Annotated in this window: 27 protein-coding genes; 14 read left to right on the top strand and 13 right to left on the bottom strand. The window is 38.5% G+C overall.

The features are described 5' to 3' along the window. Positions 1–80 precede the first annotated feature (80 nt). On the top strand, positions 81–287 hold the full coding sequence (locus D0T08_RS09590) for a hypothetical protein (protein ID WP_116982399.1): 207 nt from the start codon (positions 81–83) through the stop codon (positions 285–287). Between the two features lie 61 nt (positions 288–348). After that, a complete protein-coding gene (locus D0T08_RS09585) occupies positions 349–1,248 on the top strand; it encodes a LysR substrate-binding domain-containing protein (protein WP_199538142.1) in 900 nt (299 codons plus the stop codon). Between the two features lie 106 nt (positions 1,249–1,354). Here the strand turns inward: D0T08_RS09585 and D0T08_RS09580 are convergent, their stop codons facing one another. The 5 genes from D0T08_RS09580 to D0T08_RS28220 form a co-directional block, all read right to left on the bottom strand. Next, positions 1,355–2,827, bottom strand: a complete 1,473-nt coding sequence (locus tag D0T08_RS09580) for a hypothetical protein (protein ID WP_116982398.1) — start codon at positions 2,825–2,827, stop codon at positions 1,355–1,357. Positions 2,828–3,096: 269 nt separating this feature from the next. Further along, the gene (gene nadE, locus D0T08_RS09575; RefSeq protein WP_116982397.1) at positions 3,097–5,124 is read right to left on the bottom strand and encodes an NAD(+) synthase; all 2,028 of its coding nucleotides are present in this window, start codon (positions 5,122–5,124) and stop codon (positions 3,097–3,099) included. Positions 5,125–5,159: 35 nt separating this feature from the next. Continuing rightward, positions 5,160–5,831 carry a hypothetical protein gene (locus D0T08_RS09570; protein ID WP_116982396.1) on the bottom strand — a complete coding sequence of 224 codons (672 nt, stop codon included), beginning with the start codon at positions 5,829–5,831 and terminating at the stop codon, positions 5,160–5,162. 25 nt (positions 5,832–5,856) lie between these two features. Next, a complete protein-coding gene (locus D0T08_RS09565) occupies positions 5,857–6,498 on the bottom strand; it encodes a hypothetical protein (protein ID WP_116982395.1) in 642 nt (213 codons plus the stop codon). A 152-nt stretch (positions 6,499–6,650) separates the two neighbouring features. Continuing rightward, positions 6,651–6,989, bottom strand: a complete 339-nt coding sequence (locus D0T08_RS28220; protein WP_229238930.1) for a hypothetical protein — start codon at positions 6,987–6,989, stop codon at positions 6,651–6,653. A gap of 664 nt (positions 6,990–7,653) precedes the next feature. Here D0T08_RS28220 and D0T08_RS09555 point away from each other — a divergent pair. From D0T08_RS09555 to D0T08_RS09530, 6 genes are all read left to right on the top strand, one after another. Further along, positions 7,654–8,178, top strand: a complete 525-nt coding sequence (locus D0T08_RS09555; protein ID WP_116982393.1) for a DUF2975 domain-containing protein — start codon at positions 7,654–7,656, stop codon at positions 8,176–8,178. Positions 8,179–8,223: 45 nt separating this feature from the next. Continuing rightward, complete coding sequence (locus D0T08_RS09550; protein ID WP_116982392.1) at positions 8,224–8,748, top strand: DUF2975 domain-containing protein; 525 nt, start codon at positions 8,224–8,226, stop codon at positions 8,746–8,748. An 83-nt stretch (positions 8,749–8,831) separates the two neighbouring features. Further along, entirely contained in the window at positions 8,832–9,047 is a 216-nt protein-coding gene (locus D0T08_RS09545; protein WP_116982391.1) for a helix-turn-helix transcriptional regulator, read from the top strand. 389 nt (positions 9,048–9,436) lie between these two features. Beyond that, on the top strand, positions 9,437–12,001 hold the full coding sequence (locus D0T08_RS09540) for an outer membrane beta-barrel protein (protein ID WP_116982390.1): 2,565 nt from the start codon (positions 9,437–9,439) through the stop codon (positions 11,999–12,001). 400 nt (positions 12,002–12,401) lie between these two features. Continuing rightward, the gene (locus tag D0T08_RS09535; protein WP_116982389.1) at positions 12,402–12,881 is read left to right on the top strand and encodes a hypothetical protein; all 480 of its coding nucleotides are present in this window, start codon (positions 12,402–12,404) and stop codon (positions 12,879–12,881) included. A 1,779-nt stretch (positions 12,882–14,660) separates the two neighbouring features. Beyond that, the gene (locus D0T08_RS09530; protein WP_116982388.1) at positions 14,661–15,224 is read left to right on the top strand and encodes a transposase; all 564 of its coding nucleotides are present in this window, start codon (positions 14,661–14,663) and stop codon (positions 15,222–15,224) included. Positions 15,225–15,664: 440 nt separating this feature from the next. Here the strand turns inward: D0T08_RS09530 and D0T08_RS09520 are convergent, their stop codons facing one another. The 3 genes from D0T08_RS09520 to D0T08_RS09510 are packed head-to-tail and all read right to left on the bottom strand — an operon-like array spanning position 15,665 to position 16,961. Next, entirely contained in the window at positions 15,665–16,081 is a 417-nt protein-coding gene (locus tag D0T08_RS09520; protein WP_116982386.1) for a DUF1801 domain-containing protein, read from the bottom strand. 53 nt (positions 16,082–16,134) lie between these two features. After that, positions 16,135–16,638 carry an SRPBCC domain-containing protein gene (locus D0T08_RS09515; protein ID WP_116982385.1) on the bottom strand — a complete coding sequence of 168 codons (504 nt, stop codon included), beginning with the start codon at positions 16,636–16,638 and terminating at the stop codon, positions 16,135–16,137. Beyond that, complete coding sequence (locus D0T08_RS09510; protein ID WP_116982384.1) at positions 16,635–16,961, bottom strand: helix-turn-helix transcriptional regulator; 327 nt, start codon at positions 16,959–16,961, stop codon at positions 16,635–16,637. Before D0T08_RS09510 ends, D0T08_RS09515 begins: the two co-directional genes overlap by 4 nt. Positions 16,962–17,158: 197 nt before the next feature. Between D0T08_RS09510 and D0T08_RS09505 the strand changes: the two genes are divergently transcribed. Then, positions 17,159–17,467 carry a helix-turn-helix transcriptional regulator gene (locus tag D0T08_RS09505; protein WP_116982383.1) on the top strand — a complete coding sequence of 103 codons (309 nt, stop codon included), beginning with the start codon at positions 17,159–17,161 and terminating at the stop codon, positions 17,465–17,467. Positions 17,468–17,479: 12 nt separating this feature from the next. After that, entirely contained in the window at positions 17,480–17,965 is a 486-nt protein-coding gene (locus D0T08_RS09500) for an SRPBCC domain-containing protein (RefSeq protein WP_116982382.1), read from the top strand. A gap of 128 nt (positions 17,966–18,093) precedes the next feature. Here D0T08_RS09500 and D0T08_RS09495 read toward each other — a convergent pair whose 3' ends face one another. Then, positions 18,094–18,480 carry a VOC family protein gene (locus D0T08_RS09495; RefSeq protein WP_116982381.1) on the bottom strand — a complete coding sequence of 129 codons (387 nt, stop codon included), beginning with the start codon at positions 18,478–18,480 and terminating at the stop codon, positions 18,094–18,096. Between the two features lie 225 nt (positions 18,481–18,705). After that, positions 18,706–19,197 carry a hypothetical protein gene (locus D0T08_RS09490; protein WP_116982380.1) on the bottom strand — a complete coding sequence of 164 codons (492 nt, stop codon included), beginning with the start codon at positions 19,195–19,197 and terminating at the stop codon, positions 18,706–18,708. Positions 19,198–19,413: 216 nt separating this feature from the next. Here D0T08_RS09490 and D0T08_RS09485 point away from each other — a divergent pair, with 216 nt between their 5' ends. Together D0T08_RS09485 and D0T08_RS09480 are read left to right on the top strand one after the other, a co-directional pair. Continuing rightward, entirely contained in the window at positions 19,414–19,833 is a 420-nt protein-coding gene (locus D0T08_RS09485) for a hypothetical protein (RefSeq protein WP_116982379.1), read from the top strand. 55 nt (positions 19,834–19,888) lie between these two features. Continuing rightward, complete coding sequence (locus D0T08_RS09480; protein WP_147322740.1) at positions 19,889–20,239, top strand: hypothetical protein; 351 nt, start codon at positions 19,889–19,891, stop codon at positions 20,237–20,239. Positions 20,240–20,306: 67 nt separating this feature from the next. Here the strand turns inward: D0T08_RS09480 and D0T08_RS09475 are convergent, their stop codons facing one another. Beyond that, a complete protein-coding gene (locus D0T08_RS09475) occupies positions 20,307–20,603 on the bottom strand; it encodes a hypothetical protein (protein WP_116982377.1) in 297 nt (98 codons plus the stop codon). Positions 20,604–20,829: 226 nt separating this feature from the next. On the opposite strand from D0T08_RS09475, the gene D0T08_RS09470 reads away from it, so the two are divergent. Further along, positions 20,830–21,723: a C1q-like domain-containing protein gene (locus D0T08_RS09470; RefSeq protein WP_116982376.1), complete on the top strand. Its 894-nt coding sequence runs from the start codon at positions 20,830–20,832 to the stop codon at positions 21,721–21,723. 92 nt (positions 21,724–21,815) lie between these two features. Here D0T08_RS09470 and D0T08_RS09465 read toward each other — a convergent pair whose 3' ends face one another. Next, entirely contained in the window at positions 21,816–22,763 is a 948-nt protein-coding gene (locus D0T08_RS09465; RefSeq protein ID WP_116982375.1) for a DUF1080 domain-containing protein, read from the bottom strand. Positions 22,764–22,962: 199 nt separating this feature from the next. After that, entirely contained in the window at positions 22,963–23,325 is a 363-nt protein-coding gene (locus D0T08_RS09460; protein WP_147322739.1) for a hypothetical protein, read from the bottom strand. Between the two features lie 336 nt (positions 23,326–23,661). Here D0T08_RS09460 and D0T08_RS09455 point away from each other — a divergent pair, with 336 nt between their 5' ends. Beyond that, positions 23,662–25,050: a C1 family peptidase gene (locus D0T08_RS09455; protein WP_158561229.1), complete on the top strand. Its 1,389-nt coding sequence runs from the start codon at positions 23,662–23,664 to the stop codon at positions 25,048–25,050. Positions 25,051–25,106 lie beyond the last annotated feature (56 nt).

The following is a 25,106-nucleotide window of genomic DNA, read 5'->3' as shown; positions in this document are numbered from 1 at the left end:
TTTAGTTATCGACAATCAAAAACTATCCTTTTAATGCTACCTATTAAAAACCTACTTTTGTTGCATAAAACGATTGCACAATGAACAACGAAAATATAAGCACCGAACAGCCGTTACTACTCAAATATATGACTATATTGTTTTTACTGGTTTCATTTTTATCAATACTGGGCTTATTTCTATTATCGAGAATATACTGGAAAGATGCTCCTGTGTCTGAAAATGCAAAAGTTAATGTAAGCCCGAAACAGTCTCTTTTGGCATTGGCAGATACCAATTTTGTTTAGATAATTTGGAACTACGACTAATGTGCTGTAAATAGAGCCGTAATTCATACCAAAAGCATCAATGATAGCTATTGACTTCAAAATGTCGGTTTTTATGGCAGCGGCCAGGCATCTTAATTTTACAAAGGCAGCACAAGACCTCAATATCTCTCAGCCTGCCGTCAGTAAAAATATACATGAACTGGAGATACAGACCGGACGAAACCTTTTTGAGCGAAACGGTAACCGATTGGTATTAAGTGAAACCGGACAACTGCTCTTCAATTATGCCCAACAATTACAGGGAATCTATGACCAGTTGAATGAAAATCTGGATATTCTGGATGGACGAACAGCCGGAGAGCTACGTCTGGGCGCAAGTACCACTATCTCACACTATATTATCCCCGAAATTCTGGCTGATTTTCATACCCAATTCCCCTCAATTAAGATAAAGACCCTACACGGCAATTCTAAACAAGTAGAAGAATGGCTACAACAAAAAGAGATTGATTTAGGCATTGTTGAGGGCTTATCTGATAATGCCTCCATGAAATATGAAGAATTTTTGAAAGATGAACTGGTGTTGGTTACCCGTCACGGCAATCCTTTGGTGGCAAATAATAATCCGGTAAATGCTGAATTATTGAAAGAAGTAGATTTCGTATTAAGAGAACAAGGCTCGGGAACGAATGAGGTCATCAGAAAAGCCCTGATGAAAATAGGAATCGGTATGCACGAGTTGCATGTGAAAGTAGTTTTAGCCAGCACTGAAAGCATCAAGAATTTTCTGCTCACTACCAATTGCTTTTCTTTTTTGTCGATACACGCCATTACTAAAGAGCTCAAAAATGAAGAGTTGCAGATAGTGGAACTCAATGATTTTGAGATAGAACGATATTTCTTTTTTGTGCATCCGCAGGGTGTAATTGGTCGGTTACCCGAAAATTTCAGGAGATTTGCAATGAAAAAGCGCCCCTAGCCCCTAAATGGGAATTAAAGCAACGTGCGGTGCATGTAGGGGTTCAAGATGGGGACGCCTGGTCTTTGAACCCCTACACCCAACCGGTACCTTTATTAATAAACCCCTATTCCTCAGCCCTGAAAGAAATCCCGTCAAGGCTCAGATAAGTATTTACACCGCTATAAAATTGAACCGACCCAAGAGAGGTGATATTCACCCTTCCGAATGTACCATCTCCACTTGCTACCGTAAAAACTCTGGTTTCAGAAGGGTGATACCCAAAGGGAAGTGTAAATAAAACGGTATTCTGGGTGGTAGTACCACCTTTAATAAAACCTTTCAGATGCACTACCGATTCTTTGTCTTTATAATAGCCAACTGTTGAATAGCCGCTGCCAAAATTCACCCAGCTATTGAGCAAGGTAGGAGCTATAAAATCAGGGCTATTCAGCAATCCTCCTATACTTAGATTACCATCGATAGATAGACTGGTTATGTTAGGAGTATACTCGTAGAAATCCTTTGTTACATAGGGGTCATCACTACGATCAAGATCGTATCCTAATCCCATATACCCTTTATTGCCTATCGAAAAGCCAACACCATCAATTCTACCTGTGCGCCAGAAACTACTTTTAACTGTCCAGGAATTGGAGGAAGGGCTATATTCCCATACATCATTTTCAGGGACTACATCATTAGCTAAACCAACATTTCCTGTGCCAATATATCCTTTATTATTAATAGAAAACCCGGAAGCACCCGTTCGGGCAGTTCCGCCAAAATTAGCTTTCTGAGTCCAGCTATTAGCAATCGGGTCATATTCCCAGAAATCCACTTTTTTGGTAGTACCACTAATGCCGGTACCTATATAGCCTCTGTTGGCAATGCTAAAACCGACAGCATTGGTCCGGGTACCTCCGCCAAAATTGGCTTTCTGGCTCCAGGCATTAGCAGTTGTATCATATTCCCAGAAATCCTCCTTACTGCTTCCTGTGCCGATATAACCTTTATTACCTATTGAAAAGCCAACAGCACCAGACCTTGCACCACCTCCAACAGCTGCCCTTGATCTCCATACATTAGTGACAGGATTATACTCCCAGAAATCTGACGTACCTCCGGTGCCAACATAACCTTTATTACCCATTGAAAACCCAACAGCATCCTTACGGCCACCACCACCAAAGTTAGCTCTTTGTGTCCAGACATCCGTAACAGGATTATACTCCCAGAAATCAGCCAGGGAAGTACCACTCATAGTACTGGCACCAGTACCAACATAACCTTTACTACCTATCGAAAACCCCACAGCACCTACGCGGGTAGTCCCAAAATCACCTTTTCTGACCCAGTCATCATTTGTAGTTACCTCCATGTTCATACCACACAATTTTTGCCACGTATCTTTCTGAAACAGATTAAAGCAATTATCATCGGTATTATAAATCATTTGTCCGTTTACAGGAGTCGCTATAGCATTACGTTGGACGGTTGATAATCGGGGTACATATACCCCATCGGTAGCCACAGTGCCCGATTGGGCGATTCCGAAAAGAGGAAACAGCATAAGGGCAGTTAGTATAATTCTGAGCATTATGGTCTGGGTTTTAGTGCGAATAAGATTCGCCACAAATTAAACCCCTATTTGTCTTTTGTTCAATACGGCAATTGCCCTATAATGTGGGGGATGGGAAATAATCGGTTCATAATTATTAATCTGAGGAGTCTTGTCTTATGATGAGAACCATCCTGGCTAGATTTACAAGTGCATAAAAAGAGACAGGGCAATGCCCTGTCTCTACCTATTATCATATCAAGCGAATACTACTGATTGAAATTATCAAAAGCATCTACTATTTTCATTTAAAACCCAATTCTCCCCTTAACCTTCCTCTTATCTCCTTTAGCCAGATACTCTCTCATATCTTCGAGTTCTTTTTCAAAACCACCACTCAGAATCGGGAAGCGGCACCAGCTTCTAGGGTCAAGGTTATGGCTATCCAGATGGAAGCTTGGGGCATAGCGTTCGCGTTTCCATTGGTTGCGGCTCCAGAGTCTGAAGAATCGTTCTACCCATGTGGCCAGAATATCGCGGTCGAAACGGTCAGCAAATTGAGCTTCCATGAATAGTAAACATTCCAAAGGAGGCTTTTTATCTCTGATGGCCACTCTCTCAATCTCATTTAGTACTTCGTAAGGCATCAGGTCTTTTTCGTCGGTCTGTTTTGTTTCCAGCGGACGAAGCTCTGCTGTTGGTTGCAGCGTGTTTACCTTATGCAAACCTTCTATCTTGATATGTTTGCCTTTTACCTCACAGCCGATAGTTTCCAGCCAGACCAACCATTGTTTTAGCCAGTATTTGTCAATACCTGCAATCGGGTTGATGCTCCCAGCTGTGTCGCCATCCATTGTGCAATAGCCCACTGCTACTTCTGAGCGGTTTGAGGTAGCCAATAACAAGTGATTGTATAGGTTGGTCAATAACCATACACTCGGGGCACGTACCCTTGCCTGAATATTTTGCAACGGCAAATCATCTGTTTCCCAGGATAGCTTACGTCCAATCTGATTTTCTATTAAACCTGTGTAAGATTCAACCAGGCCATTAATATTGACATTATAGAAAGTGGCTCCTATTGATTTCGCCAGACTTTCTGCCGATTCGTAGGTATCTGTCGAACTGTTTTCAGTACCTTGATAAATACTGTGAATCAGTTCTTTGGTAACTTCTTCTACCGTATTACAAGATTGAATTTTCTTAATATAAGACAATTTATTTTTAAAAGCTTCCAAACCAATGCTTTCATCTGCCAGACGAATCATTAAGCCACATAAAGCTACACAGGCACAAGAATCTGCCCCGCCGGATAAGGATACTGTAAAACCTTGTGAACGTGATTTACGCAGGTAATCAAACAAAGCCAATGATACCGCACGGGCAAATTCTTCTTCTTTCAGATGCCCTCCCCTTTCAAATTTTTCTAATTCGGCATACTGGTTGGCTACAGGTTTAATCTCAGGAAAATCGAAAAGTGCGAGTACTCTCCAGGTACTGGCAATAATCGGAGATTTGATTTGGGAATGGTTCACCTTTGGGGCTTCGATGTCTATCGTAGCACTCGTTACATAAAAATCATTGTAGCCAAAACGAGGCGAAGAAACCAGAAGATTTCCATCTGAGGCAATCATGGCATCACCATCGAAAATCAAACGTCCGGATTCATTACCCAATAGATTGGTATAGATGTAACTACAGGAGAATGAACGGCTGCCATCAATCACAAATCGCTCACGGGTCATAAACTTTGAGAACGAAAACGGACTGGCACTTGGATTCAGAATAATATCTACGGCTCTATCAAACAATACTCTGCCCGGACGGTTAGCTACCCAGGCATCTTCACATATCTCAAAGCCGATGCGAACACCACTCAATTCAAAAACCAGATCCCCTATCGGATACTTAAATTCGTCGATTTCTATTTCATCTCTTAGCCCCGTTTGCCAGCGATGGAACCAACGGTCCTCATAAAAAACACCATAATTAGGCAGGTGCTGCTTGCATACAAACCCCAGAATGCGCTTGTTGGCAATCAGGCACGAGGTATTGAAGATTTTATTATTAAAACGCAAAGGCAATCCCACCGATACTATCATGCCTGAGGTATGATGCACAATCTCAAGCAGACTTTCTTTGGCTTGTTCGGCTACATCAAATGAGTAAAACGCGTCTTCGCATCCATAACCTGTAATGCACAATTCAGGCAGACATAGCAGGCTCACATTTTGCTTATCAGCTTCTTTGATACAATCGATGATATTTTTGCGGTTCTGTTCCCAGGCTAAAGGCGTCTGGTTAAGTGTTCCGGCAGCAACTTTTATTAGTTTCATTGTTTTGTGTTATTACCTTATAATGGTAAGTTCAATTAATTTAAAGGCAGAATCGGTGACAGGTCTGACTTAATAACTTTTCTAAAAGATCGTTCTACATAAAACCTGTCTCTGTTAAAAACGCTTTTTGCCTTCCAGAGTAAATCTTCTTCTATTCCGCTATGAATTTCTACAGTAAATTCAACTTTTGGTACTTTATCTGAATAAATGCCAGAAGTGCCATTCAGAGGTATCGATGGTATCCCGGGTCCGGCGCTAACTCTGTTTACTTTGGTTGAACTAACAAAAATATCGCAATAAATTACGGCATCGACTTCTAGCGCTTTAGCTATCTCAGCTTTCGACAAACGTCTTAAATCCTCATAATTAATGTTTTTTTCGTTCAGTTTGCCATTCACTTTTTCATCGCTCATCCAAACTACTTCTTTATGATACGCTGCAAACTCTTCATACAAAATACGTTGTATCCTATGCCCGACATCTTCCTGATTGGTAATAGCTTTTGTGGGGTCATTACTGGTAAATATCTTCTCGATTAGCATCTCACCATCTTTATTAAAAACATAATTAACAGGCAAAATCGCTATTTTGTTATGTGTAGCTTTTATCTCATCAGTATCATACAATTCTTTTTCAGTAAACAGAGCCCTTTTATTTAAACAAGATAAACTTATAATTGTCAACACCAGTAAAAATCCTTTCTTCATTTATTATTTATGGTTAAACTTTTAATCAATTAAACGGCAAAACAGGCTCTAACTGACGACCTATCAAATCCTTGAATAGTGTTGGTGAATAAATCTTTTGTCTGTCAACCATACTTGTTCCTCTCCATACCAGATCATTGGCTATAGTACTATAAATCTCTACCGTCACTTCCACAACATTCTTAACATCATTCCCATTTGTAAGTAGAGCTTTCTTTTTATCTTCTTTATTTACGGTTTCGATTTTAAAGGCAAAATCAAAATAAACCACAGCATCTACATCCAGTTTATTAGCTATTTCAGTCTTAGATAGTCTACTGATGTCCTGAAAACTGATGTTTTTCTCCTTCAAAATACGGTTTGTTGCTTTATCGGTTTGCCAGTCAGTCTTCTTATTTAATCTATACAATTCTTCATAAATGATATGTTGAAACTTGTTGGCTCTTTCTTCTTGCCTGATGAGTGGGTCTGTCTTACTATCTATCATCTCTCCTACCAAATCTTTACTATCACTGTTATCCACATAATTTACCGGCAAGATAGCCACTTTTTTATGAGTAGCCTTTATCTCGTATGCCGGGTATTCTTCCTTTACTGTGAATAGCTGCCTGGTATCTATACATGAAACTTGTATGAATGCTACAACCAATAACGATAATGGTTTCATATTTAATAGATATAATTATTAAACATATACTTGAATATGCTTATGCTTTTAATTAATAAACTTCATGACCGCTCAGCTCATTAACCGTGCCACCCACGCGGTGTCCGGTCCTTTTTCGGAGGAGTAGAGCCGTGACACGGTAGTTCACTGATTTACCATATTTTCAATATTTTCTCAGGATTTATGTTTTTATAAGATTCGTCATAAAAATTATCAAAATCTATTCTTAACACTTCTTTTGCTAGCGCTTGATTACATAATGTTTTGTTTCTATTTTGATGATAGTTAGTAAAAGAAGAAAACTCCCAATCCTCCATCTTTGTTACCAACGAAGCAACGAACGGATTCTGATGTATATAATGAAAACATGTAGCAGGGTATTCCCAGTCGACAGGAGCAGGTGTTAAATCTTTTACTCTTGTATTTTGTGTAAATAACGAACCTGTCCTTCTTTCTTGTTTATTAATTGCCTGTGAATAGGAACTCAACATAATCCTTATTGCCTCCGATATAACATTTCTCTCCTCATCTTTTATAGTAACGGTTTTTATTGAATTTTCGTTAGCCCGAATTTGAAAATGGAAATGATTGGGCATTAAGCAATAGGATAAGATATCACAATGAGGTTGCAGGAATCTTCGCATTTTCTCTAAAAAGAACAGATAATTGATTCTCTTAAAGAAAATTTTTTGTCGGTTATTACCCCGGTTATAAATATGATAAATATGGTTTATCTGATATTGCATAGGTCTCGACAACAGTCGTGCAAAATACTTTTAATTTCAATGAAAGGCAAAATATAGGTATTCTTTCTATAAAGTGTAAAAAAAGTGTGTCACTCAATGGCCTCCGTGTCACGCGTCTACTCGTCCGCAAACACGCGTGGCACGGATAAACTCGACAATTTTTCTATCCCTTTTAATTATTCCACTTAGCATCTAGGAATTGAAAAATGTTTTTCCCATTCCCATCATCTACTCTAGTTATGCGTGACACGCCCGTCTACTTCAGAGTAGAGTCGTGCCACGCAGTCCGTTTATCACCAAAAAACTGTTATTCATAAACAATTTACTATTTATTAGCATATATTTATTGTTTATCGATAAATAATTATATACCTTTGTTTCATCAAATTAATCAAAAACAAAAACTATTATGAAAACCAGAACGCAAAGTATATTACAAGTAGTACGCATCATTGCCCTAATAGGCTATATCGGCGCTATTATTCATGGACTTAGAATCATTATTCCTTATATTATCGGTTTCTTTACTGAAACCATCGCTACTGACACAGGAACGGGGCTTGACCACCTGAGACAACCACATCTCTTTATCTACATCTCTCTTATGGCTCTGGTTATTGCCATAGCTATCATCAAAATTGAAATCTGGAATACCTTAAGAAACATCATAGAAAAACTTAACCTGCACTCGCCTTTTTCGATGGAAGTAGCTTCATCCATACAAAAGATGAGTTATACAATACTGACGTTAGGAGCCCTATTCCTTGGCGGAGATATTTATTTAGGTTACATAGCTGATACTATAACTGGCATTAACCTGACTATTTTCAAAACAGATTATCAATACTTGTTATCGGCAGGGATAGTCTATGTAATAGCGCAGATATTCAAACGAGGCTTAGAATTACAGGAAGAAAACGAATTAACAGTTTAACCCATTATAAATCTGACATCCATTAATCATTCAATACATACATTTATGAAAACCAGAACACAAAATATACTAAGTACTACACGTATCATTGCTTTTATTGTTTATATCGGGGCATCCATTCATGTAGGTCGGGTGATGGTTCCTTTCATCATGGGTTTCATTAACGAAAACCTCTGGACAGATACAGGAACGGGATTCGACTTCCTGAGAAACAACCACCTATTACCTTATATCGGCCTGATGTCGTTTGTGATTGTTATTGCACTGATTCAGGTACAAATCTGGAATTACCTGCGTAGCATTCTCGACGAAATCGATCTGAATACGCCTTTTTCAGAGAAAGTGGCGAAAATGATTGAAAACCTGAGCTATCTGATTCTGAGTTTAGGCATACTGTATATCGTTGCCGATTTATATATTGGATACTTAGCCAAGACTATCCCTGAGTTAGACAGAGGTTATTTTAAAACTGCTTTCCAGTTTCTGCTTGCAGCCGGAATCATCTATGTAATCTCTCAGATATTCAAACGTGGGGTTGAGATCCAGGAGGAGAATGATTTGACGGTGTAAGACCGCCCCCAACCCCTAAAGGGGAGCTAACACCAACAGTGTCACTCCAGTAGGGTCTGTTCAACACTTTAAATAATTCAACAATGCCAATTATTGTAAACCTTGATGTAATGCTTGCCAAACGAAAGATGCCCCTTTCGGATTTAGCAGAAAAAGTAGATATAACTCTGCCTAATCTGTCTATTTTGAAAACCGGCAAGGCTAAAGCCGTGCGTTTTTCGACCTTAGAGGCCATTTGCGAAGCACTTGACTGCCAACCGGGAGATATACTGGAATTTGTGCCCGAAAAAAAAAATTAGAATCAAGTGCAACCCAACCCTACATCGTTGCATCTACAGAATAAATGCAAGGTTTTACCATTCATCATAATATTAAAACCACTTATGTAATATCAGTTACCTTGCATTACAAAGTACTATAAGTTTGTATCAGAAAATTATGAAAAAGCACAAAATATTTAGTTTAGTTTAGGTTAATTAAGACGAAAACTGTCTCAGCCTTTAGAGGCAGTTTTTTTAAATCAAGTGTAACCTAAACCCGGCTTTCACCATCTAATAGGTAGTTGAAAGAAAATAGGAGAAAAATTTATGAAAAGCATTTAATAAAACAATAATACCAACAGTGCATTTGCTTCAAAAGGGCATCCGCAAACATAACAAAGCTATTACTAAGTAAATAATTAAATCTGATGAAAAAGCTATTACTAACACTCCTGTTGACAGGAGCGAGTCTACTTTCTTTTGCCCAATCTACCAAAGGAAAGATTTCGGGAAGCCTCTACGACGAAAAAAAACAAGCCCTTCCGTTTGCCAGTGTCCTATTATTAAAAGCACAAGACTCAACATTGGTGAAAGGTGGCGTAAGTGATATAGAAGGAAAATTCTTAATCGAACAATTTGTCAGCAGCGAAACACAGAACCAGTTTATCGTATCTGTTTCGATGGTTGGCTATAAAAAATACTATTCTCCAAAAATTGTTATCAGTGCTGAAAACCTGGAGGTGAAACTTTCTAACATCCAGTTAGAACTGGATACCAAAAACCTGAAAGAGGTAACGGTAACAGCCAGAAAGCCGTTCATTGAACAACAAGCCGATAAGCTGGTGGTAAATGTTGAAGGTAGTATAGTAGCCAACGGTAACACCGCTTTGGAGGTTTTGCAGAAATCGCCGGGTATTACAGTTGATAATAACGATAATATCAGCGTAAAAGGCAAACAAGGGGTTTTGATATTGATGGATGGCAAGCAGACGTATATGTCGCAAAGCGATCTGGCTAACCTCCTGAAAAGCATGAACAGTGATCAGATTGAGAAAATCGAAATCGTATCCAACCCATCATCTCGCTATGACGCAGCCGGCAAAGCCGTGATTAATATCGTAACCAAGAAAAATAAGAATTTCGGTACCAATGGTAGCATATCTATAGGAGGTTCGGTGAGTTTGCCCCCTTTTCTAAAAACCGGGCTAAACAAAGAACTTACCGCCGTAGAAACCATGAAGCCCGGTATGATGCCAAAGTACAATACAAGCCTCAATTTAAACAACCGTCAGGGCAAATTCAATACGTTTACGAATCTTACGTTTTCTGATAACCAACGTTTCAATAACAATGCCTTTTTGAGAGACATGAGCGGCCAGATTTTTGAGCAGTATGCCTATCGTTATCAGAGTAACCAGAATCTTAGCTATAAATTAGGTACTGATTATTACGCTACTAAAAAGACAACCGTGGGTGTTTTGATAACAGGTAACGTGGGAGCCTGGGAAAGTTCGAATCCTAACCGGAACATCACTTATATGAGAAAATCAAGCACAGCTGTACCTGATTCAAGTTTGGTGACTACCTCGAGCAATATCAGAACATGGGTGAACACTACTTTCAATGCAAACCTGAAACATACATTCGATTCGACAGGAAAAGAGCTTACGGCTGACATCGATTATTCGCTTTATGATAACCAGGGCAAAGAAAGAGGAATGGTGTCAAGATTCTACCAATATGTTGATAAAGTAGAAACTGAATATGGCACCCCACTGAATATCACTAGTAATGCGCCAAACAAATACAATATCTTTGCAGTAAAAGCAGATTACGTAAACCCATTAAAAGGTGGTGCGAAGTTGGAATTCGGGGTAAAAAGTAGCTGGGTGACATCAGATAACGACATCCGTTTCTATCAGAATGGCGCAGTAGACAAAGGACGTACCAACTACTTTATCTATACCGAAAACATTAATGCGGCTTATGCCAACTTTAATAAAAAACTGAACAAGGCATTCAATTTACAAGCGGGTTTACGTGTAGAGCATACCCATTCAGAAGGCAAATCGGTAACCCTGAACGAGTCTCGTGAACGTAATTATGTGAAGTTGTTCCCAAGTGTGTTCCTGACTCAAACGATCAACAAAAATAATCAGTTGACGTACTCTTATAGCCGTCGTATCGACCGTCCGGGATATAATTCATTAAATCCGTTCATTTATTTCCTTGACCCATACACGTATCAGTTAGGAAACGAATACCTGATGCCACAATACAGCAACTCGTTTGAACTGACACATACCTACAAACAAGGGTTCGTAACAAGTGTAGGCTATACCGTTACTAACGATTATATGGCAGAGGTTATCAAGAATGCAGTGAACGTACCGGAAGTATTGGAGAAATTGAAAAAATACAACAATATCCAAGGCATTGACCCAGAGAAAATCACATTTGCCACACAGGAAAACATTGCGAGATTTGAGAACCTGAATGTAAATTTCAGCGTACCGATTCCGATTACCAAATGGTGGAATTCTCAGAACAACATCTCGTTTTATCACAACCAGTACAAAGGTGTAGTATCAGACCAGAATCTAAGCGTTGGCCAATGGGCTTATAACTTCTATACAAGTCAAAACTTTAAATTACCAAAAGACTTGTCGGCTGAAATCTCAATGTGGTACAACTCACCAAACGTGTATGGTATCATGCAAGGCAAAGCACAATATGCAGTGAATGCAGGTTTACAAAAGAGCTTATGGAAGAAAAAGGCTACCCTTCGCTTAAACGTAAATGACATTTTCTTAACGAGCTTTTGGAGTGGCAAAACCAATTTTGCAGGTGTAAACATGACCCTGAACAACCGTTGGGATAGCAGAATGGTACGTTTATCGTTCTCCTACAAATTCGGTAACCAGAACGTGAAAAATGCACGTAACCGCAGCACAGCGACAGAAGCCGAACAACGCAGAACAGGTGGCAACTAATTGTTAATAGTCTATAAATGCAGAAACGCCTCGGGGATGCCTGGGGCGTTTTTTTATGACGATTTTTCAAATCGTCCATGCAACTTAGTTAATAAAGTTCTAAAATATCTAGCCTAAAAATAGACTTGTGTAAACCTATTCTAAGATGAATCAAAAAATATTAAAAAAAATATTACTACGCAAATAGACTTCATAGTGGATTATTTAATTTACAATAAATTCTTGATTAGTCTAATTTAAGAAAATTAAATAAACACCAATACTAGGTGCTTCAGAATTAAAAGAATCTAAAACTTTGATTATATTCATATAAAACTATCAGACTGACTCATCTTAAATTAGATTTATAGAAGGTTATTTTAGGATTATAGATAAGTCAAGCTATTAACAAACAGGCATAATGACTAAAACAGAACTTGAACTTAAAGAGATTTCACCATCAAGTATTATTGATTTTCCGCTCATAGAATTAGAACAAAGTTTTAAAACTAAGAGACCAAAAGAGTTATTAAAAACAAAATATACTGTAGGGCAAACAATAATCCTTAAAGGGGAGAAAACGGAGTATAACAGCTTAGTAGAGTTTTGGCTATCAACGCAAATATTGTATGGCTGGGAAGGGCAAGATTATTTTTATGAAACATTGATTATTGATGAACTCTGGTCTTGTTCTACATGGCATAATTACCCAGACCGAGTAGGTATTTGTCAGATTGCAAGCCTGGCAAAAAAACAAAGCTATGATAAATTTCTTTCTAGAATATTTAATAAAAATGTCGACCTACAATATGTGATAATGAATCCCGATTGGGATGAGGAGAAAGTATTGTTTGTTGACGAGGAGAGTTATTATCTCTATTATTTTTGGACAGGGGAATAGATAAAATACTTAAAAACTTTGGCTAAAGCCAATTAAGATATTACTTTCTTGTTACCCCATTTAAAAATAGGCGGACGTCGCTCGGGGCTATTGAATAAATTGTTTCCTGTATATGCATTTATTTTTCAATTGCCTCCTGCTTTAGCTGGAGGTACAATAAATGGATACTATCCTATTCGGCTTTAGCCAAAATAGGGATAAAGAAGTTGAGTCCCCTCAGAGTCTCCCGTGTGCAAAGGTAAGAGTTAAGCAAGGGGACTCTGAGGGCAAGGGTCTTAGCGATGCGGATAGACCTTAGTCCTCAGAGTCTCTTTGCCTTTACTCCGGCTCACGCACGCAGGAGACTCTGAGGTAACCAGAGAAATCTATTGAGTCCCCTCAGAGTCTCCCGTGTGCAAAGGTAAGAGTTAAGCAAGGGGACTCTGAGGGCAAGGGCCTAAGCAACGGGGATAGACCTTAATGTCCCCTCAGAGTCTCCCGAAGGCACGTAGGGGACTCTGAGGGCAGAGGTTAAAGCAATGTGGATAGTCCTTAATCCTCAGAGTCCCTTTGCTTTACTCTGGCTAGCGCACACAGGAGACTCTGAGGAGACAAAAAGATTTTTATGTCCGATTATAAATAGATTTGATTTTCTATTACTTTGTATTAAGTCCCCTCAAAGTCTCCCGTAGGAACGCAGGGTATTCTGAGGGCAAGGGTTTAAGCAATGAAGAGATGCCTTAGTCCTCAGAGTCCCTTTGCTCTTCTTAGGCTAGCGCACACAGGAGACTCTTGAGTCCCCTCAGAGTCTCCCGAAGGCACGTAGGGGACTCTGAGGGCAGAGGTTAAAGCAATGTGGATAGTCCTTAATCCTCAGAGTCCCTTTGCTTTACTCTGGCTAGCGCACACAGGAGACTCTGAGGAGACAAAAAAAGATTTTTATGTCCGATTATAAATAGATTTGATTTTCTATTACTTTGTATTAAGTCCCCTCAGAGTCTCCTGTAGGAACGTAGGGGACTCTGAGGAGACACAAAAAGATTTTTATGTCCGATTATAAATAGATTTGATTTTCTATTACTTTGTATTAAGTCCCCTCAAAGTCTCCCGTAGGAACGCAGGGTATTCTGAGGGCAAGGGTTTAAGCAATGAAGAGATGCCTTAGTCCTCAGAGTCCCTTTGCTCTTCTTAGGCTAGCGCACACAGGAGACTCTTGAGTCCCCTCAGAGTCTCCCGAAGGCACGTAGGGGACTCTGAGGGCAGAGGTTAAAGCAATGTGGATAGTCCCTAGTCCTCAGAGTCCCTTTGCTTTACTCTGGCTAGCGCACACAGGAGACTCTGAGGAGACAAAAAAAGATTTTTATGTCCGATTATAAATAGATTTGATTTTCTATTACTTTGTATTAAGTCCCCTCAGAGTCTCCCGTAGGAACGCAGGGGACTCTGAGGAGACAAAAAAAGATTTTTATGTCCGATTATAAATAGATTTGATTTTCTATTACTTTGTATTAAGTCCCCTCAGAGTCTCCCATAGGAACGCAGGGGACTCTGAGGGCAAGGGTTCAAGCAATGAGGAGATGCCTTAGGTCTCAGAGTCCCTTTGCTTTACTCTGGCTAACGCACACAGGACACTCTGAGGAGACAAAAAAGATTTTTATGTCCAGTTATAACTAGATTTGATTTTTTATTAGTTTGTACTGAGTCCTCTCAGAGTCTCCGAAGGCACGTAGGGGACTCTGAGGGCAAGGGTTTAAGTAATGAGGAGACTCTGAGGAAACATTAACTAAATACACATTCAAAATGGCTGTTAAAGTCCGTCAGAATCAACGAGATGCGATTTACTTTGTTACTTTCACCTGTCATCAATGGATTCCTCTTTTTGAAATAACCCAACTATATGATAACCTGTATCAATGGTTTAGTATTTTGAATAAGCAACAAATAAAGGTATTGGCTTACGTTTTTATGCCCAATCATTTGCATTGCCTGATTTATTTACCCAAAGATGCTCCTGAATTATATAAGATTATCAGTAATGCTAAAAGGTTCATGGCTTATGAGATCGTCAAGAGATTAGAACACGCCGACAAGGTAGATTTATTAGTAAGATTAGAGAATAGTGTAAGGGCGAAAGAGGCAAAGAAAGGAAAATTACATCAGGTATTTAAAGAATCTTATGATGCCAAAGAATGTTTTAATGAAAGTTTTATCAGACAAAAATTAGATTATATCCATAAGAATCCTCTAAGCAAGAAGTGGAATTTAGCTAGTGATTACTTAGTCTACCCATATTCTTCAGCAAGATTTTATGATTTAAATGAGCCGGATAAGCAAGTGATTTTGACGCATTATCTTGATGTATGATTATGATTGCTAATTTCACAGACCTTTGACCTCAGAGTCCCTTTGCTTAGCTTTTGGCTTGCGCACACAGGAGACTCTGAGGGGACAGCCTCTTCTCAATACCAATCCGAATGGTTAAAGTTTTGAAATAATTCACTCCAAAACCTCACACAAATAATTCTCCTTATTAAGCAATTGAACAATTTTCTCCACACAAATATTTTTCCCCTGCACTCTTAATATTTTTTCCCAATCACTCAGGTCAAAATTTATTTTGTGTTCGGGGAAATGTATTGAAAGTTTCTGTAAAAGAAGAAGTGATTCTGAAGTCTCTTCTACATTTGTTTTGAATATTTCGACCATACTTAAGCCCTATTTTCAAAAATTTGTAAGCAAAAGTGCAATGAGGCCAGACCAAATGAGATTATATAACCACCTATTAGTTATTCAGCTCTTCTACCCTATACCTTACTATACCTTATTGCCTCCTCAAGCACATCAATATTTATATCTTTTACACTTTTAAACCTGATGCAATACCCCGTCACGCTGGCCTTGCCTAGTTTTGCTCCATAAGTTCTCGGTAAGTAAGTCTTATCTGCTATACCAAGAATATGCACAGAGATTCCGGTTTTGTTGGCGAGCAAACCAATCTGAAAAAACTCTCGTGTTGTGCCATTCGCATAGTGTATGATATAAGAACCATAGCCAATAGTAGGGTTAGTGATAACCTTACCTTCACTGTCTTTACCATCTGTAAACCATAATTTACCTGTCGGTAACACCTGTAGTATGAGCTCATGCAAGACTTGAATCTCACTAAATTTTGGTTCAGGTTGGCTGGCAATATATGCTTCGATTTGTTCTTCTACGTTCATACCAAATACTGTATTAGAGGTTGTTCAGGTGAAATGAATGAATAGTCGTTTCGTTATTTCAAGGTAGCCAACAACTCATCCAGATTACCAAAACAAGCCGACATACCTTCAATAAATCCATTTTTCACTATAAATTCAAGCGTTTCTAAGCTTCCATACTGGGCATGAATCTTTACCAATGTTTTACCATCAGCTTCGCTGAAATCATTGGTGGCCGTAGTACGCGCAAAGTTCGGGTTTACAGTTCCGTTTGCATCAGCAAATCCTCTCAACTCTACAATGGTTTTCTGAGGCTCTATCTTCTGATAATCATAACGGCTATAACCTTTTGCTTCACCCTGTGCATCAATCATAGCATAGTGCCAGAAACCGCCCTCTCTGAAATCCATCGTTTGGGTTTCAGCTCTGAACGGTTTCGGAGCATACCATTTATCCAGAATTTCGGGAATTGTCCATGCCTCCCAAACCAATGCAAGGTCTGCATCGAACTCACGTTTAATGGTAATCGTTCTGTTCTCTTTATCTACAACAAAGTCGAATAATAGTGCCTGGTTCATTTTTTCAAGTTTTTAAGTGTTGCTAATACTTCATCCAATTGATTAAATCTTGCCTCCCAAATCTCCCGGAATTGGGCCAGCCATTGGTCAATCTCTTTCATTTTGTCTATTTCCAGTTGGTAAAAGATTTCTCTGCCTTGTTGTTTTTGTGTCACCAATTCACATTCTGTCAGAATGCGTAAATGTTTCGAAACAGCCTGCCGGGTGGTGTCAAAATGTTCGGCTATGGCATTAGGTGTCATTGCTTGTAGAGCAATGAGTGTGATAATCGCCCGTCTCGTCGGGTCAACTATCGCTTGAAAAATATCTCGTCTGGTTTCCATTGTGCAATTATCTGGTTGCAAATATATATGCAACTATCTGGTTTCGCAAATTATTTTTGAGAAAGATTTAAGACATGATATAATTTCTTGATTTTGAGTTTAATCACCATTAGAATTTGTGTGCCATCAAAAAAAATCTCCAAAAAACTTGCGCAGCCAAATAACTGCATATATATTTGCAGTCAAATAACTGCATAATGAAAACACGTAGAGATATTTTTCAGGCCATCGCTGACCCAACGCGTCGTGCGATACTTACCCTGGTTGCCTTGCAAGCCATGACACCCGGTGCCATAACCGAAAGCTTTGATTCGGCCAGACAGACCATTTCCAAACACATTCAGATACTTACTGAATGTGAGTTGCTCACTCAACAGCAAAATGGAAGAGAGATTTACTACCATTTAAATCTTAACAAAATGAAAGAATTAGCAGAATGGTTAGCACCGTTTGCCAAAATGTGGAACGACAGGTTTAACCGATTAGAAGACATTTTAAACAATTAAAATCAACCGCAAATGATTACTCACAACAACACAAAGGTCATTGCCGAGCCCGGCAAACAAGAGTTATTTATTATCAGGGAATTTAAGGCTCCAAGAGAAAAAGTTTTCAAAGCATTTACCGACCCTGAAATGCTGGTTAAGTTTTATGCTCCTTTCGGCAATACTATGCATTTCAATCATCATGACTATAGAACTGGCGGAAGTTATAGCTGGAACAATAAAAATGCTGATGGCCAGATCCTGTGTACTTTTGCCGGTACTATCCATGAATTGACCGCACCGGAGCGGGTCATTCAGACATCTGAATTTATGGAGCTGCCTGAAAGGGGCCATGCTGTCATGGAGGCAATGCTATTTGAAGAGATGGAAAATGGAGGCACAAAACTGACAATACACGATGTGTGTTTTTCGGTAGCAGACCGTGATGCTATGATTAATAGCGGCATGGAAAAAGGTCTCATTGACATTTTTAACCAGTTGGATGAGTTGTTGAATTGAAAAATCTTATTGCCTTCTTGCAATATCAGACATCTCAATACTTTTTACATAATGGGGAGTGATTTTTAATATATCACTCCCTATTTGCCTATATATCACTAAAATAGATTTACACAATTACTCATCCTCTACATTTGAAACACATTAAATTTATGCCCGTCAGGGTCGGCAAATACAAAGCCGTAATACCCCTCTCCAAATTCTTCTGGCTCTGACACCAGCGTTCCACCTGCTTGCTTTATTTCTTCTGACCACATATCAACCTCTTCCTTAGTATCAGCCCAAAGAGTGAAGATGATTTCATTGCCTGCTTTTGTATCAATAAGTTGAATCTTTGTATTAGCTTCAAGTATATCTTTCTGAAAGAAATGGATAATGAAATTATCATCGCCAAAGAAAAAGCTCGTCAGTTGATCAGATGACCCGTTTGATTTAAACCCCAGTTGTGTATAGAATTGAGCAGTTCGTTCTAAATCACTGACACCAAAATTGGCCCAGATTTTCTTTGGTTTCATAGATTGAAGAATTAATGGTTTATGCTTTTTTCTGCCGGTTAGCTTATCTTCTTTCTTTTGTTATTATAAACGTTCGATTCTGTAAGAATATACTTATCTTCTTACGACTACATATTCAGGTCAGACCTAACTATCAAAATATAAAGAATAACTGAACACTGCTGGAAATATTTATATATATCCAAATGTCCGGTTTATAATTTGTATTAGTAGATAATTCACTTTTCATTCAAAACTACCGCCTTTAACTTTCTTCGGTTGATCGTTGCGCAGGAGACTCTGGTGAATATCCCTACTAAATGGAAAATTTATTTTGTCTAATAAAATACCCGCTTTCCCATTGTGAAAAATGAATACTACCCAATTATTTATAGCTATATTCAATTGGTCTTCTGAAAACCAATTTTCAATGTATTCCATTTTCCCGGCAACTATTATATGTTTGATGTCGTCATATGAAGTATTACCATTTATCTCAATCGAGTTAAACTTGAAAATAAATTTATCCCTAAATCCAAAATCTATCATTATATATTGCAAAAAATCACGGGTGTAAGTCAGTTGAATATTTGCAATCTTGAAGATGATAAATCTGTGTTTCTTTGATTCATAGGTGTTATAAGGGGGCGCATTCTTTTCATAAAAAAGAGAGACATGGCTGTGAATCGGTAAGCCTAAAAAGTCGTCCGGTTTGGTGGGAATATTAATTATCTCCATCTTTAAATGAGGCTTTTTAATGTTACAAACAAAAAAACAATGTCTGGTTCTGAAATGAGCTTGTGTAAAACTATTTTAGAATTAGGCGTGATTTAAACGTATATTCATAGATTTACATTAAATTATATGCAAATTTAGAAATTCTTAGAAACTCAAAATGTCTTCCATCAGGAATCCATATTTAAAAACTGCCTATTTCCCCCAATTGATATTCAGATGAATAGTAAAGTCATTTTATTGACATTAATTTGTTTCCTTGTGGCCTGTGGGCACAGTAAAACAGAAAAGAACCATATATATAAAGATGCCAATCAAGTTAAGACAGAGGATTTTAATACTTTCCTAAAAAGATTTAGTGCCGAAAAAGATTTTCAGCTTTCCAGAATTAAATACCCTTTAATTAGCAAGTATTATGATTATGATACTGACAAATTCACAACTATAATTACGCAGAAAGAAGAACGGGAATTTGGTAGTTTAAATAAGAAGAATTATATAAAGAAAGTAACTAAAGAACATCCTGAGAAATACATATTAAATATTCTGTTAGACGACACTGGCATTTATGTAGATTATATTTTTGAGTTGATAAACGGAAAATGGTTTTTGACAACCACTATCGATCAGAGTACTTGATTGGATTGTTTATGGAAAACAGAAAGAATTTATTGAAAACTAATTCTATTTAACAATGATAAAGAAAATTATAATAGTCATAGTTATATTCTATGTTTTGAGCCATTTGTACAATAATTTCTTTACACCTGGTATGATTACAGGAACCTACAAAAACACGAACTTTGCTCAGTCGCCTATTGCGCCTAACAGACCTGACAGGTTAGTTCTGCATAAGAATAATACGTATTCATCTGAATATTCTGGAAAAGGAATTTATAAAATTTCCTACTCTATAAGAGGAACTAAAATTACATTAAGTAATTTTATTGGTATGCCTTATGAAACCTCAATAGAAAGAATCTGGTATGGCAAACCCAAAATTATTATATTCTCAGACTTAGGACATTATTATAACAAAGAATAAGTCACTAAGCACGAGCCTCCGCATTGCAAGCTACGAAACGATGGCTTATGTTCAGACAATTTAAATATCAAATCTGCTCCAGAATCGAATCAATTTCTAATACCTTTCCAGCCAGATAGCCATTTTCAATATCCTCAATCCAGAAATCATTCTTAGAACTGATATGACCACTAATCAGTATTTTTGCCTGACTTAATCCATCTCTCACAATCGTCTTAAATTCTTCATCGGCAGTTTGCTTATTGAGGGTAATCACTATGGTGTCTTTCAGACTGCCGTAAAGTTCTTTATCGAAAATATTGTTAATGCCTAAATCAAGCAAAAACTTATCCATGTCTTGTTTTAATTGCTCAGTATTATTCATTTCAAAAAGAGGTTGTATTTAGTAAAAGAACTCATAATAGCTGAAGAAGGTTTTAAGATATTACAAGGCTTCATACTTCTGGACTTCCGAAAAACCATTCACTTTTCAAAATCAACAATTCATTTCAGGCTTTCATGCTATTCACACACTTAAATTTCTCCATGCTTTCATCTGACTATAATTTTGGATTAATGAATAATACAGAATAATTATATCCATAAATAATATGAAATCAACAGTACTTCTATTTGCCTTTGTTTGTTCTATTTCATTCGCTTTTGCCCAATCTATCAGTCTTGACCCTAATAGTTTGCAATTGCCACGAGTGGCAAACAACCCCGCATGTGCAGTGGCCGATAAAGGCAAACTAATTTATAACACTACTCAAAATAAAGTACTATTCTGCAATGGCTCTGTATGGGTAGACCCTACTTCTGGTGGTGCAGGTACTTCTACCAATTGGATTAATTCCGGTAATAATGTTATCTTACCCAATGGAAAAGTAGGCATTGGTACTGGCAATGACTCACCGACGGCTACACTCGATGTGAATGGTAACGTGAGAGTCAGAGGCAATTTCCCGACAAAAGGTTCAACCTTAGTAAGTAGTGATGCCGATGGCACACTAAAATGGCAAAAGCCTTATGCTTTCAGAATAGAGGGTCTGGAAGGCGAAGCTAACATGACTGTAGACAAGAATCAAACAGTTCAATTATTGTTTACTTTCCCTGCATATAATATCGGGCTAATGTACTCTGTTAATTCTGGGAAATTTACAGCCCCTGTGAAAGGTATTTATCATATTAGTACACATGTAGCTTCTTACAGAAAAGGACAATCTCCGGGCTCGGGTCGTGCACCTCATGTGAGACTGATAAGGGGGAAACGTAATGGCGAAGTTTTTAACACATACCTACAATATTCAACATTTCATCTTGATACGATGGATGGATCCGATTTATTTGGACCTGCTGTACATCACACCATTACCGGAGATTTTATGCTGGAACCAGGAGATACAGTTTGGGTTGAGGTAGACGCAGAGCTTTGGCCACAATTAATTGATGGAGCAAAAGATCAGATTTCGTTCTGTGGCCGCCTTGTTTTACAGATTTTTTAGTGGGTTGTCCTTAACAATAATAAATGTCTGGTTCTGAAATAGCTTTATACAAACCCATTTCAAAACCAGACATTCAGTATAAAAAAACCTCCTTACTTCGCAGGAGTAATCACGATATTTCTATACTCAATAGCACCGTGGTCGCCCTGGAAGAAGATAGGGCCTGGTTCACCTTCGTTGCTGTCTAATGCTCCACCCGTAATTCCCGGGATTTCGTTTTTGTAGATAATGGTCTTGCCATTCAACACAACGGTTACCACTCTGCCTACCAATGTAATATCAAAACTTTGCCATTCTCCGGCTGGTTTGGCTGGCATTTCTAAAGGGGCAATAAAGCCGTATACAGCGCCTAATTGGTCTTTCAGCGGGTCTCTGCCTTCGCTATCAGTAATTTGCACTTCATATCTGCCTCTTAAATATACACCACTATTACTTTCTTTCGGGTATCTGAACTCTACATGCAATTTGAAGTCGTTGAACGTACGAATACTACGAAGATTTGAACCAGATTTCGGACTTTTTAAAACCCCATTCTCTACCACCCATTGGTTGGTTGCTCCTGTTGCTTCCCATCCGTCAAGGTTTTTACCGTTGAACAATTTGATAGGTGCTCCCCAGACTGGTGTTCTGGTGCTATTTAATTTAGGCGCGCGTACACCCACCCAATTCACCACTTCACCACTAGGCATATTCATCGTTCCAGTTATTTTATCGTCTTTTAAAACGCCCTCTACCACTAAATCCTTTGTGGCAGCATCCCATTGTGGTGGGATAGAAAAAGAAACTTTATCACCTTCATAATTGATACGTGAAATCGGTCTGGCACTGCCACCACTACCCACAAAATGTCCGTTCAGGTATTTTACGCCTGAGTGATTTACTTCTAACCACGACGGTGAAGTTTTACCATCTTTACCGGTAATAGTAATATCCCAGCGGCCTTCAATATGTTTGATAGGGGCTAGTTGGGCAGATAAGGTATGACCTATAATAAGAATAAAGCTAAAAATGCTGGCAATTTTTTGAAATCGAGTAGTCATTTCAGGTGTTTTTTATAGTTGAATAAAAAGTTAAAGTAATGCAAATATTGGTTGAAAAGGTTGATTTTCGGGAATTAAAATTCCGATGACAAAATTGATAATTTTATAGCAATAATTCTTCATTATTTTCAGGAAATTGACTTATCTCAAAGCTTCTCACTTGACATATCCTTAACAGACGACTTGATATAAGTAATCCTTATTTAAGGCTTTTCAGAAACAAAACTCGTTTAATTTTCTTCATAACGACAATTTTCAGACAACCATCGTTGTGTCCTTTCAAAAAGGTTCCTTCCATATTGGTAACCTTTTCAGGTTCTGTTTTAGTAATTAGTGCTTTCGCAGCCCCCGGGTTCCAAAAGGTTCCCACCATATTGGTAACCTTTTCAGGTTCAGTTTGAGTGGTTTCTACCTCATTATATTTAGGTAGATAGTCAGTAATACAACTGCCAACTGTATTCGCTTGCAGATTTTTATCTTCCTCCATGTTAATAGTTGTTATGCGGACGGCTAGTTGTAGATTGGTATCTAGTAAATTTCCGATTCTGGTTTGTGTTTTCAAAGCGTTTGAAAAGATTTTTGGTGGAATCAAACTATTAGTGTGAGGGGTGATCGGTTCGCCGCCCAATCCATGGTGTATCAAGGGTCTATCCACACCTAAAAATTATAATAGACAATATAGTTTAACACAAATAATAATTTCGATTCCCAAGTAACATTTATTAGATTGTATAGACCACAAGACGCAACACATCGCTCGACGAATCGCATGTCTCTACATAACCACATTAAAATTCACCACCCCAATCAAAAATCCTTTCCCACATAAATTATTCTCCATATCTTCCCGAAATTTTTTAATTGCGTTGATTTATATTACACCTAAACACCTATGAGTATGGAATTTAAGCAAAAAGATGGCACCAAAAGTGTCCTGAAAGGGTATTCTTATATGGCTGCAAGCCCGAATGCCGATAACTACAAGCCATCACCTAAACTAAAAAAAACTGCCCTTCCTCAAAAAGTTGACCTGCGTCCGTTCATGACAAAGGTTGAAAATCAAAAACATCTGAGTAGTTGTACAGCCAATGCCACCGCCGGAGCGTATGAGTATCTGGCAAAAAAACATTTAAAGAAAAGAGCCTTTGAAGTAAGCCGACTATTTGTGTATTACAATGCGCGCTTACGCGCCAGTAGTAATATTCAGGATAAAGGAAGCTTTATTCAGTATGCGATTGATAGCTTGCACAAACTAGGCGCTTGTACAGAAGAAACCTGGCCTTATGAGACCCAAAAAGTAAATGACAAACCGCATGGCAAGACTTACGAAGAGGCTGCCAACTTTAAGGTTCAGGAATCCAAATATATTCCAACCGATTTGAATGCCTGGAAACAGTGTCTGGCAGAAGGCTACCCTATTATTTTCGGCATAGCGCTTTTTAAAGGATTTGATGATTGTAATAAAAACAAAGGTATCGTTCCGATGCCCTCTCCGGACGAAGCTTCTCGCAAGGCTCATGGATTGCATGCCATGCTTTGTGTGGGATATTCGGAGGTTGATAAAATGTTTATTGTACGCAATTCATGGGGTGAGCAGTGGGGCGACAAAGGTTATTGCTACATGCCATATGATTACGTAATAAACTCTAAGCTGAATATGGGCGATAGCTGGATGATTGCCCGCACAGCACCTATCCCTGATTATGAAGATACCTGGAAAGAAGATAAACGCTCGGTAGTTGATGGAGGTAAAGGCTATGACCCTAATAAATTTGTGGTGTATACAGAAGACGATTATGAAGATTTCGATGTGTTTGATGAAATTGAGGTTGTTGAATATGACGAAGAACTCCCGGAAGATTATGATGAGCTAGAGGAGTATGAGGAAGAAGAGGGCGAAGATGAAGAAGAGAGTGAAGACGAAGAAGAATATGAGGAGGAAGAAAGCGAAGACGAAGAAGAGTATGAGGAGGAAGAGGGCGAAGATGAAGAAGAATATGAGGAAGAGGAAGAAAGCGAAGACGAAGAAGAGTATGAGGAGGAGGAAGAAAGCGAAGACGAAGAAGAATATGAGGAGGGGGAAGAAAGCGAAGACGAAGAAGAATATGAGGAGGAAGAGGGCGAAGACGAAGAATATGAGGAGGAAGAAAGCGAAGAAGAGTATAACGAGGACGAAGAGGAGGAAGAAAGCGAAGAAGAGTACAACGAGGAGGAAGAGGCTGAAGAAGAATATGAAGAAGAGAGTGATGGTGAAGAAGGTGGCGAGGAGGAAGAAGAGGAAAAATAAAATAAGTAAGCCAAATCTCCCTGGAATAGACTGGGGAGATTTGACTTATTTATACC

The organism is Emticicia sp. C21, assembly GCF_003418935.1.
GTDB lineage: Bacteria > Bacteroidota > Bacteroidia > Cytophagales > Spirosomataceae > Emticicia.
The sequence above is the reverse complement of the archived record's forward strand: the minus strand, read 5'-3'. Positions and strand labels throughout refer to the sequence as shown.